Source organism: Wolbachia endosymbiont of Cylisticus convexus (assembly GCF_003344345.1).
Genome location: NZ_QPIP01000022.1, coordinates 1 through 20,332, shown reverse-complemented (window position 1 = coordinate 20,332; position 20,332 = coordinate 1). Strand labels below are relative to the sequence as shown.

Below are 20,332 nucleotides of genomic sequence, written 5' to 3'. Positions count from 1 at the left end.
AACTTTTGCATTAGAAAATTTTTTTTGTTGCCAATTATGCTCAAAGTAGACTGCCTTTTTTTATCTTGTGTAACACACTTTGAACCTTGTTTCCTAATTCATTCAGAGTGAATGGTTTTGGCAAAAAGTGAAAATCTTCTATATTGATGTCATCACTCTTTAAAAAAGCATCTTCTGCATACCCAGAAATAAAAATAACGTTGATATTTGGCCTATGGATCAATGCTTCTTTAACTATTTCTGGTCCGCTCACCTCTGGCATGATTACATCAGTGATTATAAGATCTATGTGTTGACTTTTTTTACTGATTATTTCTAGTGCCTTGCTGCCCATGCTTGCTTCTATTACATCAAATCCTTTTCTTTTGAGTGCTCTAGCAATGGGTTCCCTTACTGAACCTTCATCTTCAATCAATAAAATTATACCATTACCTTTAATTTCACTTATTACCGGTCTTTCTATTTCTTCACTATCTGACTCTCTCAGATTTTCATCTGATATATAAATCATGGGCAAAAATATGCTAAATTTAGTTCCATGATTTACTTTGCTAGCAACATAGATGTATCCTTCAGTTTGTTTAATAATGCCATATACAGTAGAGAGGCCAAGACCTGTACCAGAGGTAATATCTTTAGTAGAAAAAAATGGGTCAAATACCTTTCCAATTGTATCACTTGTTATTCCACATCCAGTATCAATTACTTCAATCACAACATAATTTCCATGTTCGATCGTTTCCTTGTCTGGAGAAAACATATCCTGAGATGTAGAATTCAATGAGTCAATCTTTTTATTAAAGGTTAGTATAGTTAATTCTCCGCCCTTTTCCATAGCAGCACTGGCATTGACTGCTAAGTTAAGTATAACTTGCTCTAATTGCCCTTGATCAGCCCTAACAGCACCCAAGTCTCTATCAGAACGAATATTAAATTTTATATTTTCACCTATTAATCTTTTTATCATTTCATGAAGATTAACTATAGTACTATTTACATCAATAATTTTTGGCTGCAAGGTCTGTCTTCTTGAAAAAGCAAGCAATTGTCTTACTAAATTTGATCCACGCTTTGCATTTTGTTGTATCTGTATTATATCTCCAAAAGATGGATCACTAGCTGAGTGTTGGAGTAAAAGTAAATCACAAAATCCTATTATCCCGGTTAATATATTGTTAAAATCATGTGCAATGCCACCCGCTAACTGCCCTATAGCTTGCACCTTTTGATAATGCTCAAGCTTTATCTCTAGTTTTTTACGTTCAGTATTATCAATAAAATAACAAAGTATGAACATCACTTTATTATGAAGAAACTTATTGAAATATATTTTCATATTATTACCAGCATTAAGCTGAACATCAAAGGACGCATTATTTACCCTATTGCTCGAAAAATATTCACGCACTTTCATATGATAATTATCCAATATCAATGCAAAGATCGAATCATTATTTGGCCCTGCAAGTTTTACTAGTGCTATATTTTTCTTTATAAAGTTGCCGTTTACGTCGCATTGTGCAATAGCAATTGATGAATTTGCAAAACAAGGATGTAGTTGATAATCAACAATATTTGATTCAGTTGGTGTTATAAATCCATGTATATAGCTATGATTATATTTATCACAAAATATAGTAGTACTCATATAAGCCTTGAATGGAGCACCACTTATAGTAAAAAACATAATCTCATTTTCGGTTATTGTATCGTCATACTTAGATTGAGATATAAAATCATTGATTGAGCTGCCTTTTTCCAATTTTTTTAGTTCAAACACGTCTAAAAATCTTTTATTTACAGATAAGATCACTCCTTTTGTATTCGCAACGTAAGTTGCTATATTGTGTTTCTCTATTAACTCTTCATATACCTGTTCCTTGTTTACCTGCGTTGCCTTCAATACAAAATACCCATCTGGTCTTGCTATTGGTGATAATGATAAATTTAAAATCTTATTACTATTTATAGCAATTTGTGGATTATCCGGTATCGGCTCAGAGAGCAAAAGAAAGTTAGATATTCTATTCTTCTTGCTTAAGGAAATGCATACTTTTACAGAAGTGTTATTTTTTAACGCATGATAGAGTGATTTTCTGTCTTTTTCTGAAACATCTCCTGCTTCAAGAATTTTATCTAGCGTAACATCATCGTCTACATGATCTTTAAACCTTTCGTAGAACCTTGCATCAGCATAAAAAATACCTTCATCTTTATATAAAATAAGACAAAACTCTGTATTATGATTTAGCGCATTTGCAAATATTGCATTTTGAAACTCTATGATATTAAGTAGATACTTGTAACGTTTTATATTATATACCACAAAGAGAGCCATTAGAGTGCTAATTAACAAATTAATCTCTATGTTAACATGCTGACTATATACATTAGAAAAATAGAGTACTGATATTGCTATTGGAGGTAAGAGCATAATAGCTGCTATCACAATAATTGACATCCCATAATTTCTTAGTATGAAGTCAACTCTGTTCTCTTTTTCATTATCTATGTATCTTTTACTCATTATTACTACTTAGCATCTTGCACATATAAAAATATTCTACTATATTGATTTAATTATTATAGATTTATTAATATCCTTGATAAGTAATTTTCATTCAAATCTAAATAAATCTTGTAAATATCAGATACAACAACATTAATAAGCCAGCAGGAAGACATGATGGAAAAACAAAAAACACAAGCATTTGAATGGTTCTGCGCACTGAGAAACAAGATCACCGAATCTTTCTTATCAATTGAGGCACAGTCATTCACAGAACCAAAAATCGAGAAGAGAAAGTGGGACCGGCCAGGTGGTGGAAGTGGTGAATCTACAATTATCTTTGGTAATATTTTTGAAAAAGTTGGAGTAAACGTTTCAAGGGTACATGGAAAACTTGCAGACTCAGCCATTAATGAAATTCCTGGTGCAAACGAAAGCAATGGAGAGTTTTGGGCAAGCGGTATATCTTTAGTGTCTCACATGCAATCGCCCCTTATCCCTGCAGCACATATGAACACAAGGCTGATATATACCTCAAAACAATGGTTTGGTGGAGGAATAGACTTTACTCCAACTTATAAAAATGAGGAAGATTGTGAGTATATCCACAAATCAATTAAAGCAACATGTGATAAGTTCAACATCGAATATTATCCGAAATTTAAAAAGCAATGTGATGATTACTTTTTCTTACAACATAGAAAAGAGCCACGTGGTATTGGTGGAATTTTTTATGATAATCTGAGTTCTGGTAACTGGGAAAATGACTTTGAGTTAACAAAAGCAGTAGGTAAAGCCTTTTTAGAAATTTACTTGCGCATCATACACAAACATATGCAAAAATCTTGGACAAAAGAACAACGAGAAGAACAATTGATAAAACGTGGCAGGTATGTAGAGTTCAATCTTCTTTATGATCGTGGTACAAGGTTTGGTTTAATGACTAATGGTAACCCAGATGCAATCATGATGTCAATGCCACCTCTTGTTAAGTGGGTATAGAGCTGCTATTAGCAGAAAATAAATCATTATAGTTTAAAATTGTACCACAATGGTGAACTTTTATATAGAGGGGGTACAATCATGAACATAATAGATAAATTTTTAATTAAATCTACTAAAAGTGGCAGCCTAAGAGATGTAAAGCTAGCTTTAAGTCTTCATAATATAAAAAACAGCTTTGAGAAGTTCTTTTCTAAAATTAATTCTTTTAGAGATAGGGCATCATTTAATGTAAGTGGTGATCAAACTTTAACCCAGGCTTTAGAATACGCAGTAACAAATCTTGATCGTAATGTAATGAAATTGCTTACTGATGCTGGAGCAAACGTTAACGCAATAGGTAGCGACAGCATAGGAAGTGTAATTTATAAATATGATAGAGCTCTTGCTCATGAGAAAGAGGTTATGCCGATCTTTGGTAAGGAGTATTTCAAAGACTATAAGGAAAAATGTTGTTTAATGCTTGGTGAGTTAGTAGCAAATGGTGTAATGCCTCAAAATGCTGCAGAAAAGGAAAAAATATTGGACATTTTTAAAGAAACAGATGGCTTTAATGAGTTTAAAGAAGTAGCAAAGCTGAAATTTGAGACTAACTCAGTTAGCAACATGATACCACCTAAGAAATCTCCGAGAACCTTTGAATATGAGCCAACGACCATACATACTGAAGTGAGGAATAATGTAATACCACCTAAAAAACCCCCTAGAACTTTCGAATATAAGCCACAAAATGATGCTTTGCTTTCAAAAGAACCAATTTACTCTAAGGTTAGTAACTCATTAGAAGAGTTGAGTGTGTCGGAGGAATCCATTTATGCTGAGATATATGATTCATATAAAAGATCTAATGAAAATTTATCATTGGAAGATAGTGGTTATTCTAGTATATCAGAAGAACCTATCTGTGAGGATGTAGATAATTTTTCAGAGCAAAAAAAATCCGCTAACTTAAATCATAAAGAGCAGCAAGAACCTATTTATGCTAAAGTGGATTTATTCAAAAAAAGAGCAGAAAGGAAAGCAAAGGATATAAAGGCCAATTCTGGAACTTACTACGGGCTAGTGCAGGATAAAGTGAATAATTTGCAAGTAAAACCAAATGGGCAAAGTGCTAATAAGCCAGCGAGTCAACAAATCAAGACCAAGGCTGGATTTAGCGTAAAAGAAATAAGGCAAAATTTTGAGCGTAGAGATTCTGGATACGATTCTGGCTATGATTCCGATACAAAAGTTGAACAGCAATTAGAATTAGGATCTAAATCTCCTAAATCTGAGATAGGTTAAGTGAGCATTGAACATGGAGTAATAGGAGGCTGTCGATATAAAATCACTGATGTATCACTCTAACTATGCGATTCAAAATAATTGAATTGACTTTACATATATAATCGATATAACTCAGTTATATTCAAGTCGACTCTTTCGTCTAGTGGTTAGGACACCACCCTTTCACGGTGGTAACACGGGTTCAAATCCCGTAAGAGTCACTCAAACAGAATGCAAATAATTAAAGTTTTGAATGAGAAAAATTAGGCTTTATGTTGAAGAAGCTTTATCACAAGATGTGAGTTTAGCACTTAATTTACAACAAAGTCACTATATTTGCAATGTAATGCGGCTTAAGAAGCATGATAACCTCTCTCTTTTTAATGGAAAGGATGGAGAGTGGTTAGGGGAAGTAGTTAATGTATCACGTAAATTGACAAAAGTTACACTCAAAGAATGTACTAAACAACAGCAATACGAGGAAAACTTGTACTTGTATTGCGCTATGGTGAAAAGCGGTGCTTTAGGCAACATAGTAAGACAGGCAACTGAAATGGGAGTAACCTGTATTCAATTTATTTCAACAGAGCGTACAGTAGTAAAAAACATTAACCTAAGTAGAGCAAAATTACAGGCAATCGAAGCTGCGGAACAATCTGGTAGGATAAGTATACCAGAGATTTTGCTTCCCATTAATTTTTGTGAATTACCTGATTCTCAGAGTAAAAATTTTGTTTTATGTGATGAAACAGGTGCAGGACAACCTCCTAATAAAGTGCTAAAAGGCAAGAAAAACGTTGCTATTATTGTTGGTCCTGAAGGTGGTTTTTCATCTTATGAACTTGATCTTGCCAATAAGTTTTGTCAGAAATTGAGTCTAGGCAAAAGAATTTTGAGAGTTGACACTGCTGTAGTTGCTGCATTAACTTTCACCAATTGGTATAGCTAGATTTTTTATATGGCTAAGATCTTTAGTTTGAGAAATTTGACTTAGTAATACTACATTTTTCCTAAAGTAAACAAATGAATCTTGCATTTTGCTTGAATTTTGATACCCTGAGTAAAGAAGTCGGGGCGTAGCGCAGCCTGGTAGCGCATTTGGTTTGGGACCAAAGGGTCGGGAGTTCAAATCTCTCCGCCCCGAGATTAGAGGAATTATAAGAGCACTGTAACATAAGAGCAATCTCTATCATTAAGCAAATGGTTGATGCCAGAATGACACCTTTTATCATGTAAATTATGGCATATTATATTTTAGCGCTCAAGTTTATAAAATAATTGACAATGTTAATTTTCTAATTTATAAATAGATTTTGAAATGATTATCGAAGGAGGTATAGAGTTTGATTGAAGTATCAGTTCATTATGGTGATGTAGACAGAGCTCTTCCAGTATTGAGAAAAATAATTCAAAAGGAAGGAAGAGGGTTGAAAATGAAAAAAAAATATCATGAAAAAAAATCAGAAAAAAGAGTTAAAAAGAAAGCTGAAGCGAGAAAAAAGAGGTATCAGCAAGAATGCAGAAGACAACGTTATGGTTGGTAATTTTTACTAAGGTTAATAGTTAGTTATCTTATGAATATTCACGAATATCAAGCAAAAGAAATTTTACATAAATTTAATGTTCCAGTGCCAAAAGGTTTTGTTACTATATCTGCAGAAGAAGTGAAGACTCAAATAAGCCAGTTAAAATCTGACGTGTTTGTAGTGAAGGCTCAGATTCATGCAGGTGGTAGGGGCAAAGCTGGTGGAGTAAAGCTAGCAAAGTCAACTGAAGAAGCTCAGCAGCTTGTAAAGGATATGCTTGGCATGACTTTAGTTACTCATCAAACAGGGCCAAGTGGACAGCAGGTAAAAAGAGTATACATTGAAGAAGGTTCAAGCATTAAAAAAGAGTATTATTTAAGTCTCGTAGTTGATCCAAAGCTCAATAGGCCAGTATTTATATTTTCCTCAGAAGGTGGAATGGATATTGAAGAAGTGGCAAAAAATTCTCCTACAAAAATTGTGAAATTTGATATTGATCCTGCTACTGGTTTTACAAGTTTTGATAACAGTAAACTTGGCAATAGTTTTAATCTGAGTTCAGAACAAATAGGAAAGATAACAAATATTGCAAAAAATATATATGATGCGTTTATTACAACCGATGCGAGCCAAATAGAAATTAATCCACTAGTTGAAACAAATTCTGGGGGTTTTGTTGCGCTTGATGCTAAAGTTAATTTTGATGACAACGCTTTATATCGTCATCCGGAAATTGTGCAGCTCCGTGATTATGATGAAGAAATAAAGGAAGAAATAGAGGCTTCAAGGCATGGGCTCAATTATATAAAAATGGATGGCAATATTGGCTGTATGGTGAACGGTGCAGGTCTTGCTATGGCAACAATGGATATAATAAAGTACTACGGAGCAGAGCCTGCTAACTTTTTGGATGTTGGTGGTGGAGCAAGTAAAGAGACTGTTACCGAAGCATTTAAGATTATACTCTCTGACAGTAATGTAAAAGGAATTTTAGTTAACATATTCGGTGGTATAATGCGTTGTGATATCATTGCAAATGGGGTTGTTGAAGCCGCAAAAGAAATAGGTATTAAGGTTCCTTTAGTGGTTAGATTGTCAGGCACTAATTTCAAAGAAGGAAAAAGAATTTTAGAAGAGTCAGGGCTAAATATTATTGCTGCAGACGAACTTGACGAGGCTGCACAGAAAATAGTACAAGAGGTGAAGTAGAGCATGTCTGTTTTAGTAAACAAAGATACAAGGTTAATATGTCAGGGTTTTACTGGTGCGCAAGGTACATTTCATTCAGAGCAAGCAATTAGCTACGGAACAAAAATGGTTGGTGGTGTAACTCCTGGTAAGGGTGGTAGCACTCACCTTAATTTACCAGTTTTTAATACTGTAGCAGAAGCTAAAGAAAAAACTGACGTGAATGCCACGGTTATATATGTACCTGCTAAATTTGCAGCTGATGCAATACTTGAAGCAATAGATGCAGAGATAGAGCTAATAGTTTGTATTACAGAGGGTATTCCTATACTTGACATGGTGAAAGTTAAGCATGCACTTATTCGTTCAAAAAGTCGATTGATTGGGCCAAACTGTCCAGGAATTATTACACCCGAAGAATGCAAAATAGGAATTATGCCAGGACATATTCATAAACGTGGACATATAGGAATTATGTCTCGCTCTGGAACTTTAACTTATGAAGCGGTAGCACAAACAACTGCTGTTGGTCTTGGTCAATCAACATGTATAGGAATTGGAGGGGATCCTGTTCATGGTATGACGTTTGTTGATTGTATGGAGTTGTTTTTAAAAGATGATGATACTCATGGTATTGTAGTTATTGGTGAAATAGGTGGGAATGAAGAAGAGGATGTATCACATTTTATAAAGGCGGAAAAAACTAAAAAACCAATTATTGGATTTGTAGCAGGCCAAACAGCACCTCCAGGAAGACGTATGGGGCACGCTGGGGCTATTATCTCTTCTAGTGGAGGAAGTGCCGGTGCAAAATTAGAAGCTATGCGGAGTGCTGGAATTGCAATTGCAGAAACCCCTGCAGTAATTGGTAAAAAGGTGTTAGAAGTAATGAGTCAGTGTCTCGCTTAGGGTATCCGTTCAGCAAGGTGGCAAAATAAGATAGACAAAAACATAGAAATAAATGGTGTCATTCCAGTGCTTGACACTGGTTTTACATAATTATCAAAACGTTGTGTTTTAACATAAAACGGCTACTTTTGTGCTTATCAACTTAATAAAACTTCTGGATCTCAGTGGGCTTTGTTGCATAGCTCAGATAAAAAGAACTGGCAGTTACTGACAAAATTCACTATAAAACAAGCATTTAACCTACGAAAGAAAAATATGCCAACTAAAATGAAGATCAGTAACTGCTATGAATATAACAAATTTCTCCAAGAAAGAGGAAATATTTTTCATTTTATTAATAGAAAATTGGTACGAAAATAGCCCCGAAATGCGAGGTGGCAATTATATTTATAGTGATAAAGTTGTGATTTTAGTGCATATAGTCGCTAGTCTCTTTAGAATTGGCTTAAGACAAACGGTGGAGTTTATAAAAGGATATTTGCAGCAAGTAGGAAATAGCTATTCGCAGGCTTCAAGAAGGTTTAAAAAACTCAATATTAAGATCAATGATTGCAGAGTTGATAAAAACAATATGGAAGATATTGCAATTGCCATAGACAGCACAAATTTATAATAACACCCCTGGTCACAGTAAGGAAAATAGTGAAGGTAGAAAGTATCGCAGTTATAAACAGGTAGGAAAGCTACATGTAATGTTAAGTATAAATAGCAAAAAAGCTATTGCTGCAAAATATAGCAATGGTCGACCATTACGGTGCTTGCGACTTGCTCGAAGATTTCAGCACGCTATAAAAGCATTATATGCAGACAGAGCATACGATAGGCACAAGCTTTATAAATTATATATGATATAAAGACAAAAGTTCTACCGAAAAATTGTGCAGCAGAACATACAAAATTGGATTATATGGCTGAGAGAAATGCCGCCATTAGATTATGTGGTAAAGAAGGTGTGAAAGAGTGGAAAAAGGAAGCAACTTATGGGAAAAGGTCATATATTGAAGGATTTTTCTCAAGCAAATATTTGAGTTTAGTTTTAGAATGAGATAAATCGAGAAAAAGAATTGCTAATAAAATGCTACTTGCTCAATAAATTTACTGATATTGGCATAGCTAAATTTGAAATGGTTACATGAATTTGTCGTAAACCACCACCACATGAAGTGCTATGCAACAAAGCCATCCCAGTGCTTGACACTGGGATGACAAGAAAGGGAGCGCTGGTTTCAATATTTGCCACGCATCTGAACAGATACCGCCTAGGTCATAAACCCTACATCGCCAGTCATCAATACATTTCCTGACCACTCAATCAGTAACTGACCTCCTGGTAAATTTACTGAAGTTTGTTTAGTAGCCAAACACTTACGAAGTACAGATGCAACAAATGCTGCACAAGCTGCGCTACCACATGAAGCAGTAATACCTGTTCCTCTTTCCCAAACTCTTAAGTTTATTTCTCCAGATTTTTCTATTTGTGCAATACTAACATTTGTTTTCTGAGGAAATAATTTGTGATTTTCTAGCTTTGGTCCTAAATTTCGCAATGGTATTTCGCTTATGTTATCAACAAAAAAAACTATATGAGGGTTACCAATATTTACTGCAACTGGCTCTTTCAGCATTTCAAGCTCTATAGGTAGATAAAAGGGATCGCATTCACAAGAAAGAGGAATTTCATGCCATTTAAGCAGTGGTTTACCCATATTGACCTTTATTGATTTATCACTCATTTTAAAACATTCTAAGATACGATTGTTTACCAGCTCAATAGTGATATATTCAGTACCTTTTTCTGACATTATCAAATATCCAACACAACGTGCTGCGTTTCCGCACATTTCAGCTCGACTGCCATCAGCATTATAGATATGCATAAAGCAGTCTGCAGAATTAGACATTGTTATAATTATTACTTGATCACAACCGCTTTGATCAGCAATTCGTCTATAATTCCAGTCTAAATTATTTGCTGAACGTGAGTCTATGATAACAAAACTATTACCAGTACCGTGCATCTTTACAAACGGGATCTTGTCTGTTAGGTTACTTACCATTATAGTAAAATTATATAAGTGAAAATTTTTCTTCTAATTACAGCTATTTTGTATTCTATAGTTTTCTGTAGTGTGAGTGCTAAGTCAATACCGAAAAATAGCAAAATGCTCTTTTGGCAAGCTGAGGTTGGAAAGGGAGCAAATGTTTTTAACAGGAAAATTGTATGTACTTCCTTTGCTAACGGTAAACGACATGACTTTAGGATTTTTAAAGAGTCGATGTTATCAAGTTTTAGCTGATGCTGGTTTGACCTTACCCAGAAAAAGTAGAGAGGAAGTCAAGCCATTTTTGAGGTAAAATAAAACATGATTATGAGGGCTTATTATACAGAAAAAAGTACACAGTGGAATTTAAATTAGAGGCAATAAAGTTGGTAAAGGAAACGGGGCAAACAAAGTAGCTAAAGATTTAGGAATAGATAACAGTACACTAAGTGACTGAAAATATAACGAAAAAGGATCAATAGAAGAAGCATTTCCTGGTAAGGGAAAGTTGGCACCATGTGATAAAGAAAAGTTTGAATTAAAGAAAGAACTAACAAGAGTTACTAGAGAAAGAGACATTTCAAAAAAAGCCCTGGGATATTTTGCAAGTTACAAAGATTTATTTATCAAAAAGCATAGAAACTACTATAAAGTACAGGAGTTATGCAGGATTTTGAAAGTATTTGCTAGCAGCTACTATGGACTAGTAAGAAGAAAAGCAGCAACAAGGGAGCAGCTTCTAGCAGATATTCAAAAAATATACCAAGCATCTAATTGTAGATATGGGGCACCTAAACTGAACTAAAGGCTTTAGGTAAAAATTGCAACATCAAAACAGTGCAGGATATCATGCAAAAAACAAGCTAGACTGAGGCGAAGATTCAAAAGCAAAAAACAGCAGACCGACAATAGGGTTATAACTCCCAATATATTGGACCACTACTAGTCAGCCAAATAAAGTATGGGTTTACATACATAAAAACTAAGGATGGCTGGCTATATTTGGCAGCAATAATTGATCTAGTTGACTGGTCAATGAGTAGCTAAGCGATTAGTTATAGATGCTTTATTGATGGCTGTTGATAAGCGCAAACCCGCCAAAGATCTGCTATTTCATAGTGATCAAGGTTTACCTCTAAAAATTATCAGTTTTTGCTGAACACAAAAAACATCATTTCCAGCATACAGGCTGTTGTTATGACAACTCTGTTGTTGAAAAGCTCACTCAAACGGGAGCTTCTTATTGATGATACTTCGCAACACTCTGCTCAGCAAACTAGAACTGCTATATTTGAGTACATAGAAATTTTTTATAACAAACAGCGTAGATATTCTACATTGCATTCCTGAGAAATTTGATTCATCATTTTCATAATAAAAATGCCTTAACTTCCTCTCTACTTTTTCTGGGTAAGGTCAGTCGATCGCAGTCCTGGCATCTTATCACCATTTAGCCAACTTAAAAATGCTCCTCCACCAGTTGAAATATATGTAAAATCTTTATCAGTGAGACCTGCTGCATTTATTGCAGATAGGCTATCCCCTCCTCCTATTATGCTGGTTAATTTTCCTTTATGTGTCAAATTACTTACTACTCTCATCACCTCTACTGTACCATTTGCAAAAGCCGAATGTTCAAAAACACCAATAGGTCCATTCCACAGTAGAGTTTTACTGCTTGTTATTATACTGCTTATTGTGCTTAAAGTTTGAGGTCCTATATCTAAAATTATATCATCATCCAAAACGGATTCGGTTTTTCTTAAAATGCTAGTGCTATAATCAGAGTTTACTGCAACTAGAACGTCCTCAGGCACAACTATTTTACAATTGTTTTCACTTGCTGTTTCAACAATATCATGCAAAAGGTCATCAACGCCATTTTGAAAAAAAGATTTGCCTATATTCACTTTATTAAATAACAAAAAATTATTAGCAATTGCCCCCCCCAGAATAAGGTAATCAACCTTTTCTGCTAGCTTTATAAGCATTTTTATTTTAGTTGATATTTTAGCTCCACCGACTATCGCAGTAATAGGTTTAGCGTCAAATGATATGGCTTGCTCAAGATATTTCAGCTCATCTTGCAAGCAAAATCCTGTATAAGAAGGTAAAAATCCTGTAATGCGTGAAATAGAAGCGTGAGCTCTGTGAGAGCAAGAAAATGCATCATTTACATATATATCTGCTAGAGATGCTAATTGTTTAGCAAAATTTGAGTCATTCTGCTCTTCTTCTTTATAAAACCTCAGATTCTCTAGTAATATTATACCTCCTCTACCCATCGCATTTATTGCTCTTTGTACTCTCTCACCAATACAATCATCAACAAATTCCACTTCTTTGCTTAGCAGCTGCGATAAAGTTTCAACTACGTTTTTTAGCGATAAGTTACTGTCTTTGGCTTTTGGACGCCCAAAATGTGAGATAATAATAACTTTTGCACCCGCATTTGCCAAATACTGAATGGTAGGTAGCGCCCTTAAAATACGAGTAGAATCACGAATTCTTTCATCTTTTATAGGAACATTGAAGTCAACCCTGAGCAGAACATTTTTATTGTGAAAATCACAACTCTCTATGCTAGGTACATTTATCATAAAATTAAGGAGCTATAAAATCACTATACAATAGTTTAATCCAAAGTAAAGGAAGGAAATTTGAATGCCAAATAAATTAATAAATAGGAAAATTACTACAAACCCTTTCAACTTTATTTTTTACTGCTCTTTCAATATCAGTGCTATTTCCATCAATTAATCCCTGAATTACTTCATTTATTAGATCAGCTATTTCTCTAAAATCTTCTGCCTCAAGTCCGCGCGTTGTCTCAGCAGCGGTACCAAAACGTAGCCCTGAAGTAATAGTTGGTTTCTCTGTGTCAAATGGTACGGAGTTTTTATTGCAGGTAATGCCAGCCCTTTCAAGGCTATCCACAACGTCTTTTCCGGTCAATTTTCGTGATCTTAAGTCAACTAGCACTATATGAGAGTCAGTGCCACCAGTTATAATGTCGAGACTATGCCCTTGCAGCGCTTGAGCTAGCACTTTTGCATTCTCCACAACTTTCTTACTATAAGTTTTAAACTCTGGCGCTAATGCTTCCTTAAATGCAACAGCTTTTGCAGCTATCACATGCATAAGCGGTCCACCTTGCAATCCTGGAAAAACTGCAGACCGAATTTTTTTATGTAATGCTTCATCATTTGTCATTACCACTCCGCCACGAGGACCTCGTAGAGTTTTATGAGTTGTAGAAGTCATAACATGCGCATGTTCAGCAGGAGATGGATATTCGTCAGCCGCAATAAGTCCCGCATAATGGGCAATATCTGCAAGCAAGTACGCACCAACTTTATTCGCAATTTCGCGAAAGCGCTTGAAATCTATCTTTCTTGGATAAGCAGAAGCACCAGCAATGATTAGCTTCGGTTTATGCTCCAGCGCTAGCTTTTCTACCTCGTCCATATCGAGTAGATAAGTATCTCTATTAACTGTATACTGAATCGACTTAAACCACTTACCAGAAAGGTTTGGTGCTGCACCGTGAGTTAAATGTCCACCGCAGTTCAGTGACAATCCAAGTATTGTATCACCTGGAGCAAGCAGTGAAGCAAACACTGCTTGATTTGCCTGAGAACCAGAGTGAGGTTGAACATTTGCAAATTTAACACCAAACAGCTTACAAAGCCTCTCTATAGCCAGATTTTCAACTTCATCCACATATTCACAGCCACAGTAATATCTTTTACCAGGATAACCTTCCGCGTATTTATTAGTCAGAAAAGAACCCTGCGCTTCCATTACTGCTTTACTTGCAAAGTTTTCCGATGCAATCAGTTGCAACTGCGATTTTTGGCGTTGCAGCTCTTTTTCTATAGATTGATAAATTTCATTATCAAAAGACTTTAGACTACTTTCAGAGTCATAAATCCTTTCTGAAACACTTGTCATAAGCCCTTTTCCTTAACCACATAAATCCAAAAACAGCCAAAAGCAGGCATACAGGAATAATTGATATTGCTTTTACTAGCAACTCAGTACCATACACAGGATTTCCTTGTATTACCATCCCATCCCAACACAAGTCTACTATCTTTGCAATTCCAGTATGAAAAAAATAGCCAAAAACCATAACTATCATATTTGATATAGCCGTAGCTAAGCCTACCAAGTTATTATTTACATAACTTATTGCCTTGTAAATAGTAATTACCTGATACCCAGATGCAAAGCCGATAACAAGAAGTGTAGGTAGTGCAATATATAAACCGCCAACTTGTGTAAAAAGCAAGAGGAAGCTAGCGATCATTGCAAAAGAACACGCAATAATCACCTCGTAATGTTTGTTTGGATACTTCTCCAGTAAATAAGCTAAAAAGAATGATCCCGCTCCCATTCCTATAAACATAAGAGAGGAAAGCGAAGATGCCAGATCTCCGGTCATTTGATATGCTTCACATAAGAACGCCTTTGCCCAACCATCAGCAAAACCTTCTAGTGGTCCAACCATTAAGCCACCAAAAAAGCTGATTAGAATGATATGTTTATTGAAAAGTACAGTTTTTAAATCTTGAAGTATATTATCATTTCTACTCTCCTCTATGTTACTATTTGGCGTTATTAAGAATAAAAGTAGGGCAAGCAAGCAACCAAACGCTGAGAAAGTGTATATAACATAGTTCCAACCAAATTTATTGAGCAAGAAATCTAGAGGTAATCCACCATAAATTGCTCCCAGTAACCCTATTATTATGGATAAGCTAGCCATCCTTGCTGATTTTTCTTGTGAAAAATACATGCTTGCAACTTTGAAGAGCCCAATTGCTGAAGCAGATGATCCAATTCCAACAATCATTCTACCAAGTATTGAGTAATACCACTGATCAAAGCATATCAGCGGCAACGTCCCAGCAAACGTTAAGACAATACATGCAGGCAAAACAAACTTTGGCCCAAATCTATCAAGCGCAAGACCAACAGGTATATGAGCAAGCGTATAGCCTATATAATACAGCCCACCAAATTGACCAACATCTGCAATACTTATGTTAAACTTTGTTATTAATTCAGGCGCGATTATATTTGGAATTACGCGCAATATATACTGATATGCATAAAATAGCGATGCTAGCAACCATATGAAAAAGTTTCTCTGCAATGCTAATTTTACCTCAAGCTTCGGATTACAGGCACCTTAGTTATGAAAACCATCAAAAACCTACCCATGAAACAGATTTAGTACATCAATTTTTTAAATTTGGCAAGCTCTTCTTGCAGCTTATAATTTTAAGCAACAAAAAACCTATCATTCCTATCAATAAGCATACAGGTATTATTGACATAGATTTAATCATTACATTAGCTCCATAAAATGGAATTTCATCAACCATTTTACCATCCCAATAAAAATTCATTATGCCTGCAATAACGGTATGAAAAAAATAACCAAAACTCATAACTATAGCATTACTTATGGATCCTGCACTTGCTACTGAATCATTTTTTACACAAGACACAACTTTATCGGTCAAAGCAACTTGATACGCACAAGCAAAGCCGATAATGAACAGCAATATACATGCTAACAGTGGATTAATATCGCACATAAAAAGCAATAAGAACATAATTATCATAGCCATAGCACAAAAAATTATTATTTCATAGTGCCTACCTGGGTACTTTGCTAATACATGAGGAAGTAACAAAACTCCAAGACTAAAGCCTATTAGTATCCATTTTGAAATGCTATATGCAACGTGTCTATCTATAGCATACATCTCATACAAGAATGTTGTGGACCACGCATCTGCAAAGCCTTCTAATGGCCCAATCATAAAACCACCAAACAAACTTACCAATAAAACATTCTTATTGAATATAATCTTGCTTAAATTTTTAATATCTACTCTATCTGAAGTATCAGCTTTAGGTATAGATATAAAAGTAGTTAAAGCAAGCAATAGTCCAAGTGTTATAAATGCAATAAGTACATAATCCCATCCAAATTTATCAAATAAGATATGTAATGGTTTAGTGGCAAATATACCACCCGAAATGCCAATAATAGCTGATATACTAAACATTACGGCAAACTTTTCTCTGCAATAATAGATACTTATCACTTTAAAAAGTCCAAGTACTGAAGCAGAGGATCCAATACCAGTAATTATTCTTCCAACAACAGAACAACTCCAATTGCTAGAAACGACCAAAGGCAAAGCACCTAAAGATGTTAATGCTATGCAAATTGGTACAACAACTTTAGAACCAAACCTATCCAACAAAATACCCACAGGAATATGTGCTAACACATAACCTATATAGTATAGTCCACAAAATTGTCCTATCTCTGTTGTTCCTATATTAAACCTTACCATCAACTCAGGAACTACAACATTTGGAATTACACGCAATATGTATTGGTATGTATAGAACAGCGATGCTAGCAACCATATGAAAAAATTTCTCTGCAATGCTAGTCTTACCTCAAAGCTGGAATTATAGGTGTTTTATCAGCAAGAAGCAACTCTCTTTTAAATATCTACTCTAATCTGAGGATATTTTTTAAAAGAGACTTTTTATCTTATTTATAACTTTTTCCACCATATCCATCACTGGTTCATGAATAAGGTATATGAAAAAAATTACACCACAAATGATAAGGATGTTTATGATTTTACCTTTATTCATCTTTACCTTAAGTTTTATTTTTGTTACAAAGTCCATTTTATTTATACTTTTATTTCTTCGTAACAGCGATTATACCTTAAATAATATAATTTTCAATGAAATTCAATATTAGAAACGCTGCGGTTAACTAAATATTAACTTTCTCGTGTGTAAAATATAATATAAAAGCAAGGTGAGTGAATGAACATAAACACAGCAGACAACACACTAGAAAACTACATAACAAAATACATTGAGCAAACATTTGCAGCACACACAGGCAATAGATACGACAAGCTGTACAGAGAACTTTTAAGCAGCGTAGAAGAAATAATAAAACTTACTGTAAACGAAGCAAAACAATATGATAAAAGCCTAGAAGAACTACATAACGATTCAAGATTTCACGATAAGAAATTTATTCAAGCTGTTGCTAAACACCAGGTGTTAGAATTTCTAAATATTCATCCAAAGAAGAAAGAGAGCGTTGCAGAATTTAACAATGAACATCACATCAACGAAAGCGATTTAAAAATTTTAAAGGAAGGAAAAGGTTTAGTGAATAAAATAAACGATATTAACTTAATTCAACAAAATGAGAAAAATGAAATATTGAACATTAGAAAGGTACTTGCCAAATCAATAGGAATGCCCTCTTCGAGAACCGAAAAATCCAAGGCAACTCTAGTAGAAAGTCCTGAGATGGTAAAATAGACAACTTTGTAGACAGCTTATTCATATACCTAACTTTTATTTAGTAAACACCTTCAAGCCCACAATACCCAGTATTACCAAAGCAAGAGAAAGCAAGCGTCCAAAACTTACTGGGTCATTAAAAAACATTATTCCTATTATTGCTGCACCTATAGAGCCTATACCAGTCCAAACTGCATAAGATGTACCAAGAGGAATAGACTTCATTGCTAATGACAGCCAGTAAAGACTCACAGAACCGCTAACTAAAATAATTACTACAGGTATAATACGAGTAAAGCCATTGCTATATTTTAGTGCTGTGGTCCATATTATCTCAACCAAACCAGCTAATAGTAAATACACCCACGCCATAAATTAACTCTATCTCACTGATATATTATACATAAGAATATTAAAAAGTTAACTTAGCATTTCACATGCTTTAGTAATGCTATTACATCCAATTTCTAATTGTTCCTGAGAGGTTGCATAAGAAATTCTGATAAAATTTTCTAGACCAAATGCAATCCCTGGAACAACAGCAACTAAATGGTCTTCCAACAAATATTCAGCAAAATCAAGATCATTACTTATTACTTTACCACTTTTTGTGCTCTTACTCAATAAACCTTCACATGAAACAAACAAATAGAATGCACCTTGTGGAATAGATGCTGACAATCCTGGAGCAGAATTTAGCTTTTTTACCACAAAATCTCTACGATCCTTAAAAATTTTTGTTCTTTCTTTCAAAAAACTATGATCACCGTTTAATGCTTCAACTGCTGCTGCTTGTGCTATCGAGTTTGGGTTAGAAGTGCTTTGAGACTGTAGTGTAGAGATAGCATTTATCACATCACTCCTACCTGCAATATACCCTATTCTCCATCCTGTCATTGCATAGGCTTTTGATACTCCATTGACCACAAAAACCCTATCATAAAGCTTTGGTTCAACCTGAGCAATGGTAAAAAACTTTTCATCGTATACTATGTGCTCATAAATATCATCTGTAACAATATTTACATGTGGATATTCAAGCAATACTTGGGCTATGATTTTCAATTCATCACATGTATAGACAATTCCTGCTGGATTGTTCGGTGAATTAAGAATTAACCATTTAGTTTTCTTAGTTATCTTGCTCTTCAGTAATTCTGGTGTCAACTTAAAGTTTTGCTTGCACTCTACAACAATTGGCAGACCACCAAAAAGGCTTACCATATCAACATATGAAACCCAATAAGGAGCTGGAATTATAGCTTCATCACCAGAGTTAATTGTTGCCATAAACAAGTTGAATAGCACCTGCTTAGCGCCAGCGCCGACACAGATTTGGTTCAGTGTATATTCTAGATTGTTATCTCTTTTTAACTTATTGATTATTGCGTTTTTAAGCTCACGCGTTCCATCAACAGCAGTATATTTAGTTTTACCTTCATTTATCGATTGAATAGCTACCTTTTTTACATGGTCTGGAGTGTCAAAATCCGGCTCTCCTGCAGCTAAAACGCAAATTTTCTTTCCTTCGCTTTTTAATCTATTTGCCTTATCGGTCACAGCGATTGTAGGTGATGGTTTTATTAGAGACATCCTTCTTGCAAGGTCCGACATAATCTCACTAAAGTTAAATAAAAATGATAAACTCTACACAACAAAAAAGCTAGAAATTTTATTATTTTGTACAAGGTTTGACATTTTTTAAGTGCTTTTAAATTGATTTAGCTATAAGTATTAAGAAATTTACCAAGTAAAAAAAAGGCAAAAGAAGCCCTCACTGCCATTAAGTCAAGGAAAGAGGAGTTAAGATTAGACAAAAAAATTTGAAGTGATTGGGTAATTATGATGAATTTTTAGGCAAATAAAATCCAAGAGATTTGAAAATACACCTACGACAATGTTGCCAACAATTTAAAACTTGAAAAAAGTATTTCCAGAAAACTTTTATGTCCAAAAGTAAGAGCTCCATTTATTTATGACGCTAATGACGAACTAATTATCAGCTTTAATGTAGTGGATTAATAATGAGCATATTATTTAAATGGAATGTTATGAACAGTAAAGAAAGATTTGCCATACGAGTTAGTTATGAACCTGATAGGTTGGCAGAGGTATATTTATTAGACGCCTACACAAAATTAATGCCAGTGCTAAAGTATTCAGTAAATGCAAATAAAAAAGAACTTCAAGGAGGATCAAATGTTAACAGTAAGCTTATATGCAAGAGTTTCTTCAGAAAAACAAGTACAAGAGAATACGATTGCAAGTCAACTTTCAGCTTTAGAAAATAAAATTAAAGCAGATGGGCATGAATTGCTAGATGAACATAAATTCGTTGATAATGGCTATAGTGGATCTAATTTAGTTCGTCCTGCCTTAGAAAAATTACGTAATAAAGTAGCAGAAGGTAAAATTGACATAATCTATATTCATTCTCCTGATCGTTTATCGCGTAAATATGCATATCAGATGGTTTTACTTGAAGAATTACAGAAAGCAAAAGTAGAAGTAATTTTTTTAAA

17 protein-coding genes, 2 tRNA genes and 2 pseudogenes are annotated in these 20,332 nt (G+C 34.5%); 13 read left to right on the top strand and 8 right to left on the bottom strand.

Translation table 11 applies throughout. The features are described 5' to 3' along the window. Positions 1-40: 40 nt before the first annotated feature. Positions 41-2,527, bottom strand: a complete 2,487-nt coding sequence (locus Wcon_RS03750) for an ATP-binding protein (RefSeq protein WP_114517270.1) — start codon at positions 2,525-2,527, stop codon at positions 41-43. 159 nt (positions 2,528-2,686) lie between these two features. On the opposite strand from Wcon_RS03750, the gene hemF reads away from it, so the two are divergent. The 9 genes and pseudogenes from hemF to Wcon_RS13315 all read left to right on the top strand — a co-directional run bounded on the left by hemF (position 2,687) and on the right by Wcon_RS13315 (position 9,536). Next, positions 2,687-3,511 (top strand): oxygen-dependent coproporphyrinogen oxidase, encoded by an 825-nt coding sequence (gene hemF / locus Wcon_RS03745; protein ID WP_114517273.1) that lies wholly within the window; start codon positions 2,687-2,689, stop codon positions 3,509-3,511. 81 nt (positions 3,512-3,592) lie between these two features. Next, positions 3,593-4,795, top strand: coding sequence for a hypothetical protein (locus Wcon_RS03735; RefSeq protein WP_237350011.1), 1,203 nt, complete (start codon positions 3,593-3,595; stop codon positions 4,793-4,795). A 131-nt stretch (positions 4,796-4,926) separates the two neighbouring features. Then, positions 4,927-4,998: transfer RNA gene (locus tag Wcon_RS03730), tRNA-Glu, on the top strand. 32 nt (positions 4,999-5,030) lie between these two features. After that, positions 5,031-5,726, top strand: a complete 696-nt coding sequence (locus Wcon_RS03725; RefSeq protein WP_114517269.1) for a 16S rRNA (uracil(1498)-N(3))-methyltransferase — start codon at positions 5,031-5,033, stop codon at positions 5,724-5,726. 121 nt (positions 5,727-5,847) lie between these two features. Next, a tRNA-Pro gene (locus Wcon_RS03720) sits at positions 5,848-5,921 on the top strand. A 199-nt stretch (positions 5,922-6,120) separates the two neighbouring features. After that, positions 6,121-6,321 carry a 30S ribosomal protein S21 gene (rpsU, locus tag Wcon_RS03715; RefSeq protein WP_047758985.1) on the top strand — a complete coding sequence of 67 codons (201 nt, stop codon included), beginning with the start codon at positions 6,121-6,123 and terminating at the stop codon, positions 6,319-6,321. Between the two features lie 30 nt (positions 6,322-6,351). Further along, positions 6,352-7,512, top strand: a complete 1,161-nt coding sequence (gene sucC, locus Wcon_RS03710) for an ADP-forming succinate--CoA ligase subunit beta (RefSeq protein WP_114517268.1) — start codon at positions 6,352-6,354, stop codon at positions 7,510-7,512. A gap of 3 nt (positions 7,513-7,515) precedes the next feature. After that, entirely contained in the window at positions 7,516-8,400 is an 885-nt protein-coding gene (gene sucD / locus Wcon_RS03705) for a succinate--CoA ligase subunit alpha (RefSeq protein ID WP_114517267.1), read from the top strand. Between the two features lie 255 nt (positions 8,401-8,655). Then, positions 8,656-9,536: pseudogene (locus Wcon_RS13315) on the top strand (transposase). Between the two features lie 123 nt (positions 9,537-9,659). Here the strand turns inward: Wcon_RS13315 and dapF are convergent. Continuing rightward, on the bottom strand, positions 9,660-10,457 hold the full coding sequence (gene dapF / locus Wcon_RS03690) for a diaminopimelate epimerase (protein ID WP_114517266.1): 798 nt from the start codon (positions 10,455-10,457) through the stop codon (positions 9,660-9,662). Between the two features lie 18 nt (positions 10,458-10,475). Here dapF and Wcon_RS11855 point away from each other — a divergent pair, with 18 nt between their 5' ends. Then, entirely contained in the window at positions 10,476-10,697 is a 222-nt protein-coding gene (locus Wcon_RS11855) for a hypothetical protein (RefSeq protein ID WP_237350008.1), read from the top strand. Between the two features lie 59 nt (positions 10,698-10,756). Beyond that, positions 10,757-11,817 (top strand): annotated as a pseudogene (locus tag Wcon_RS13310) (IS3 family transposase). Between the two features lie 22 nt (positions 11,818-11,839). Here Wcon_RS13310 and Wcon_RS03670 read toward each other — a convergent pair. From Wcon_RS03670 to Wcon_RS03655, 4 genes are all read right to left on the bottom strand, one after another. Then, a complete protein-coding gene (locus tag Wcon_RS03670) occupies positions 11,840-13,039 on the bottom strand; it encodes a phosphoglycerate kinase (RefSeq protein WP_179947477.1) in 1,200 nt (399 codons plus the stop codon). A 79-nt stretch (positions 13,040-13,118) separates the two neighbouring features. Further along, positions 13,119-14,396, bottom strand: a complete 1,278-nt coding sequence (gene glyA / locus Wcon_RS03665) for a serine hydroxymethyltransferase (protein WP_114517262.1) — start codon at positions 14,394-14,396, stop codon at positions 13,119-13,121. Further along, on the bottom strand, positions 14,368-15,603 hold the full coding sequence (locus tag Wcon_RS03660) for an MFS transporter (RefSeq protein WP_114517261.1): 1,236 nt from the start codon (positions 15,601-15,603) through the stop codon (positions 14,368-14,370). The genes glyA and Wcon_RS03660 overlap by 29 nt, the downstream gene beginning before the upstream one ends. Before the next feature lie 85 nt (positions 15,604-15,688). Next, entirely contained in the window at positions 15,689-16,918 is a 1,230-nt protein-coding gene (locus tag Wcon_RS03655) for an MFS transporter (RefSeq protein WP_114517260.1), read from the bottom strand. A 397-nt stretch (positions 16,919-17,315) separates the two neighbouring features. On the opposite strand from Wcon_RS03655, the gene Wcon_RS03650 reads away from it, so the two are divergent. Next, positions 17,316-17,828 carry a hypothetical protein gene (locus Wcon_RS03650; RefSeq protein WP_114517259.1) on the top strand — a complete coding sequence of 171 codons (513 nt, stop codon included), beginning with the start codon at positions 17,316-17,318 and terminating at the stop codon, positions 17,826-17,828. Between the two features lie 36 nt (positions 17,829-17,864). On the opposite strand, the gene Wcon_RS03645 is transcribed toward Wcon_RS03650, so the two are convergent. Next, the gene (locus Wcon_RS03645; RefSeq protein WP_114517258.1) at positions 17,865-18,182 is read right to left on the bottom strand and encodes a DMT family transporter; all 318 of its coding nucleotides are present in this window, start codon (positions 18,180-18,182) and stop codon (positions 17,865-17,867) included. A 48-nt stretch (positions 18,183-18,230) separates the two neighbouring features. Next, positions 18,231-19,424 carry a pyridoxal phosphate-dependent aminotransferase gene (locus Wcon_RS03640; RefSeq protein WP_114517257.1) on the bottom strand — a complete coding sequence of 398 codons (1,194 nt, stop codon included), beginning with the start codon at positions 19,422-19,424 and terminating at the stop codon, positions 18,231-18,233. Between the two features lie 552 nt (positions 19,425-19,976). Between Wcon_RS03640 and Wcon_RS03635 the strand changes: the two genes are divergently transcribed. After that, positions 19,977-20,332 (top strand): recombinase family protein (locus Wcon_RS03635; RefSeq protein ID WP_237349973.1); only part of this gene is annotated, 356 nt, incomplete at its 3' end.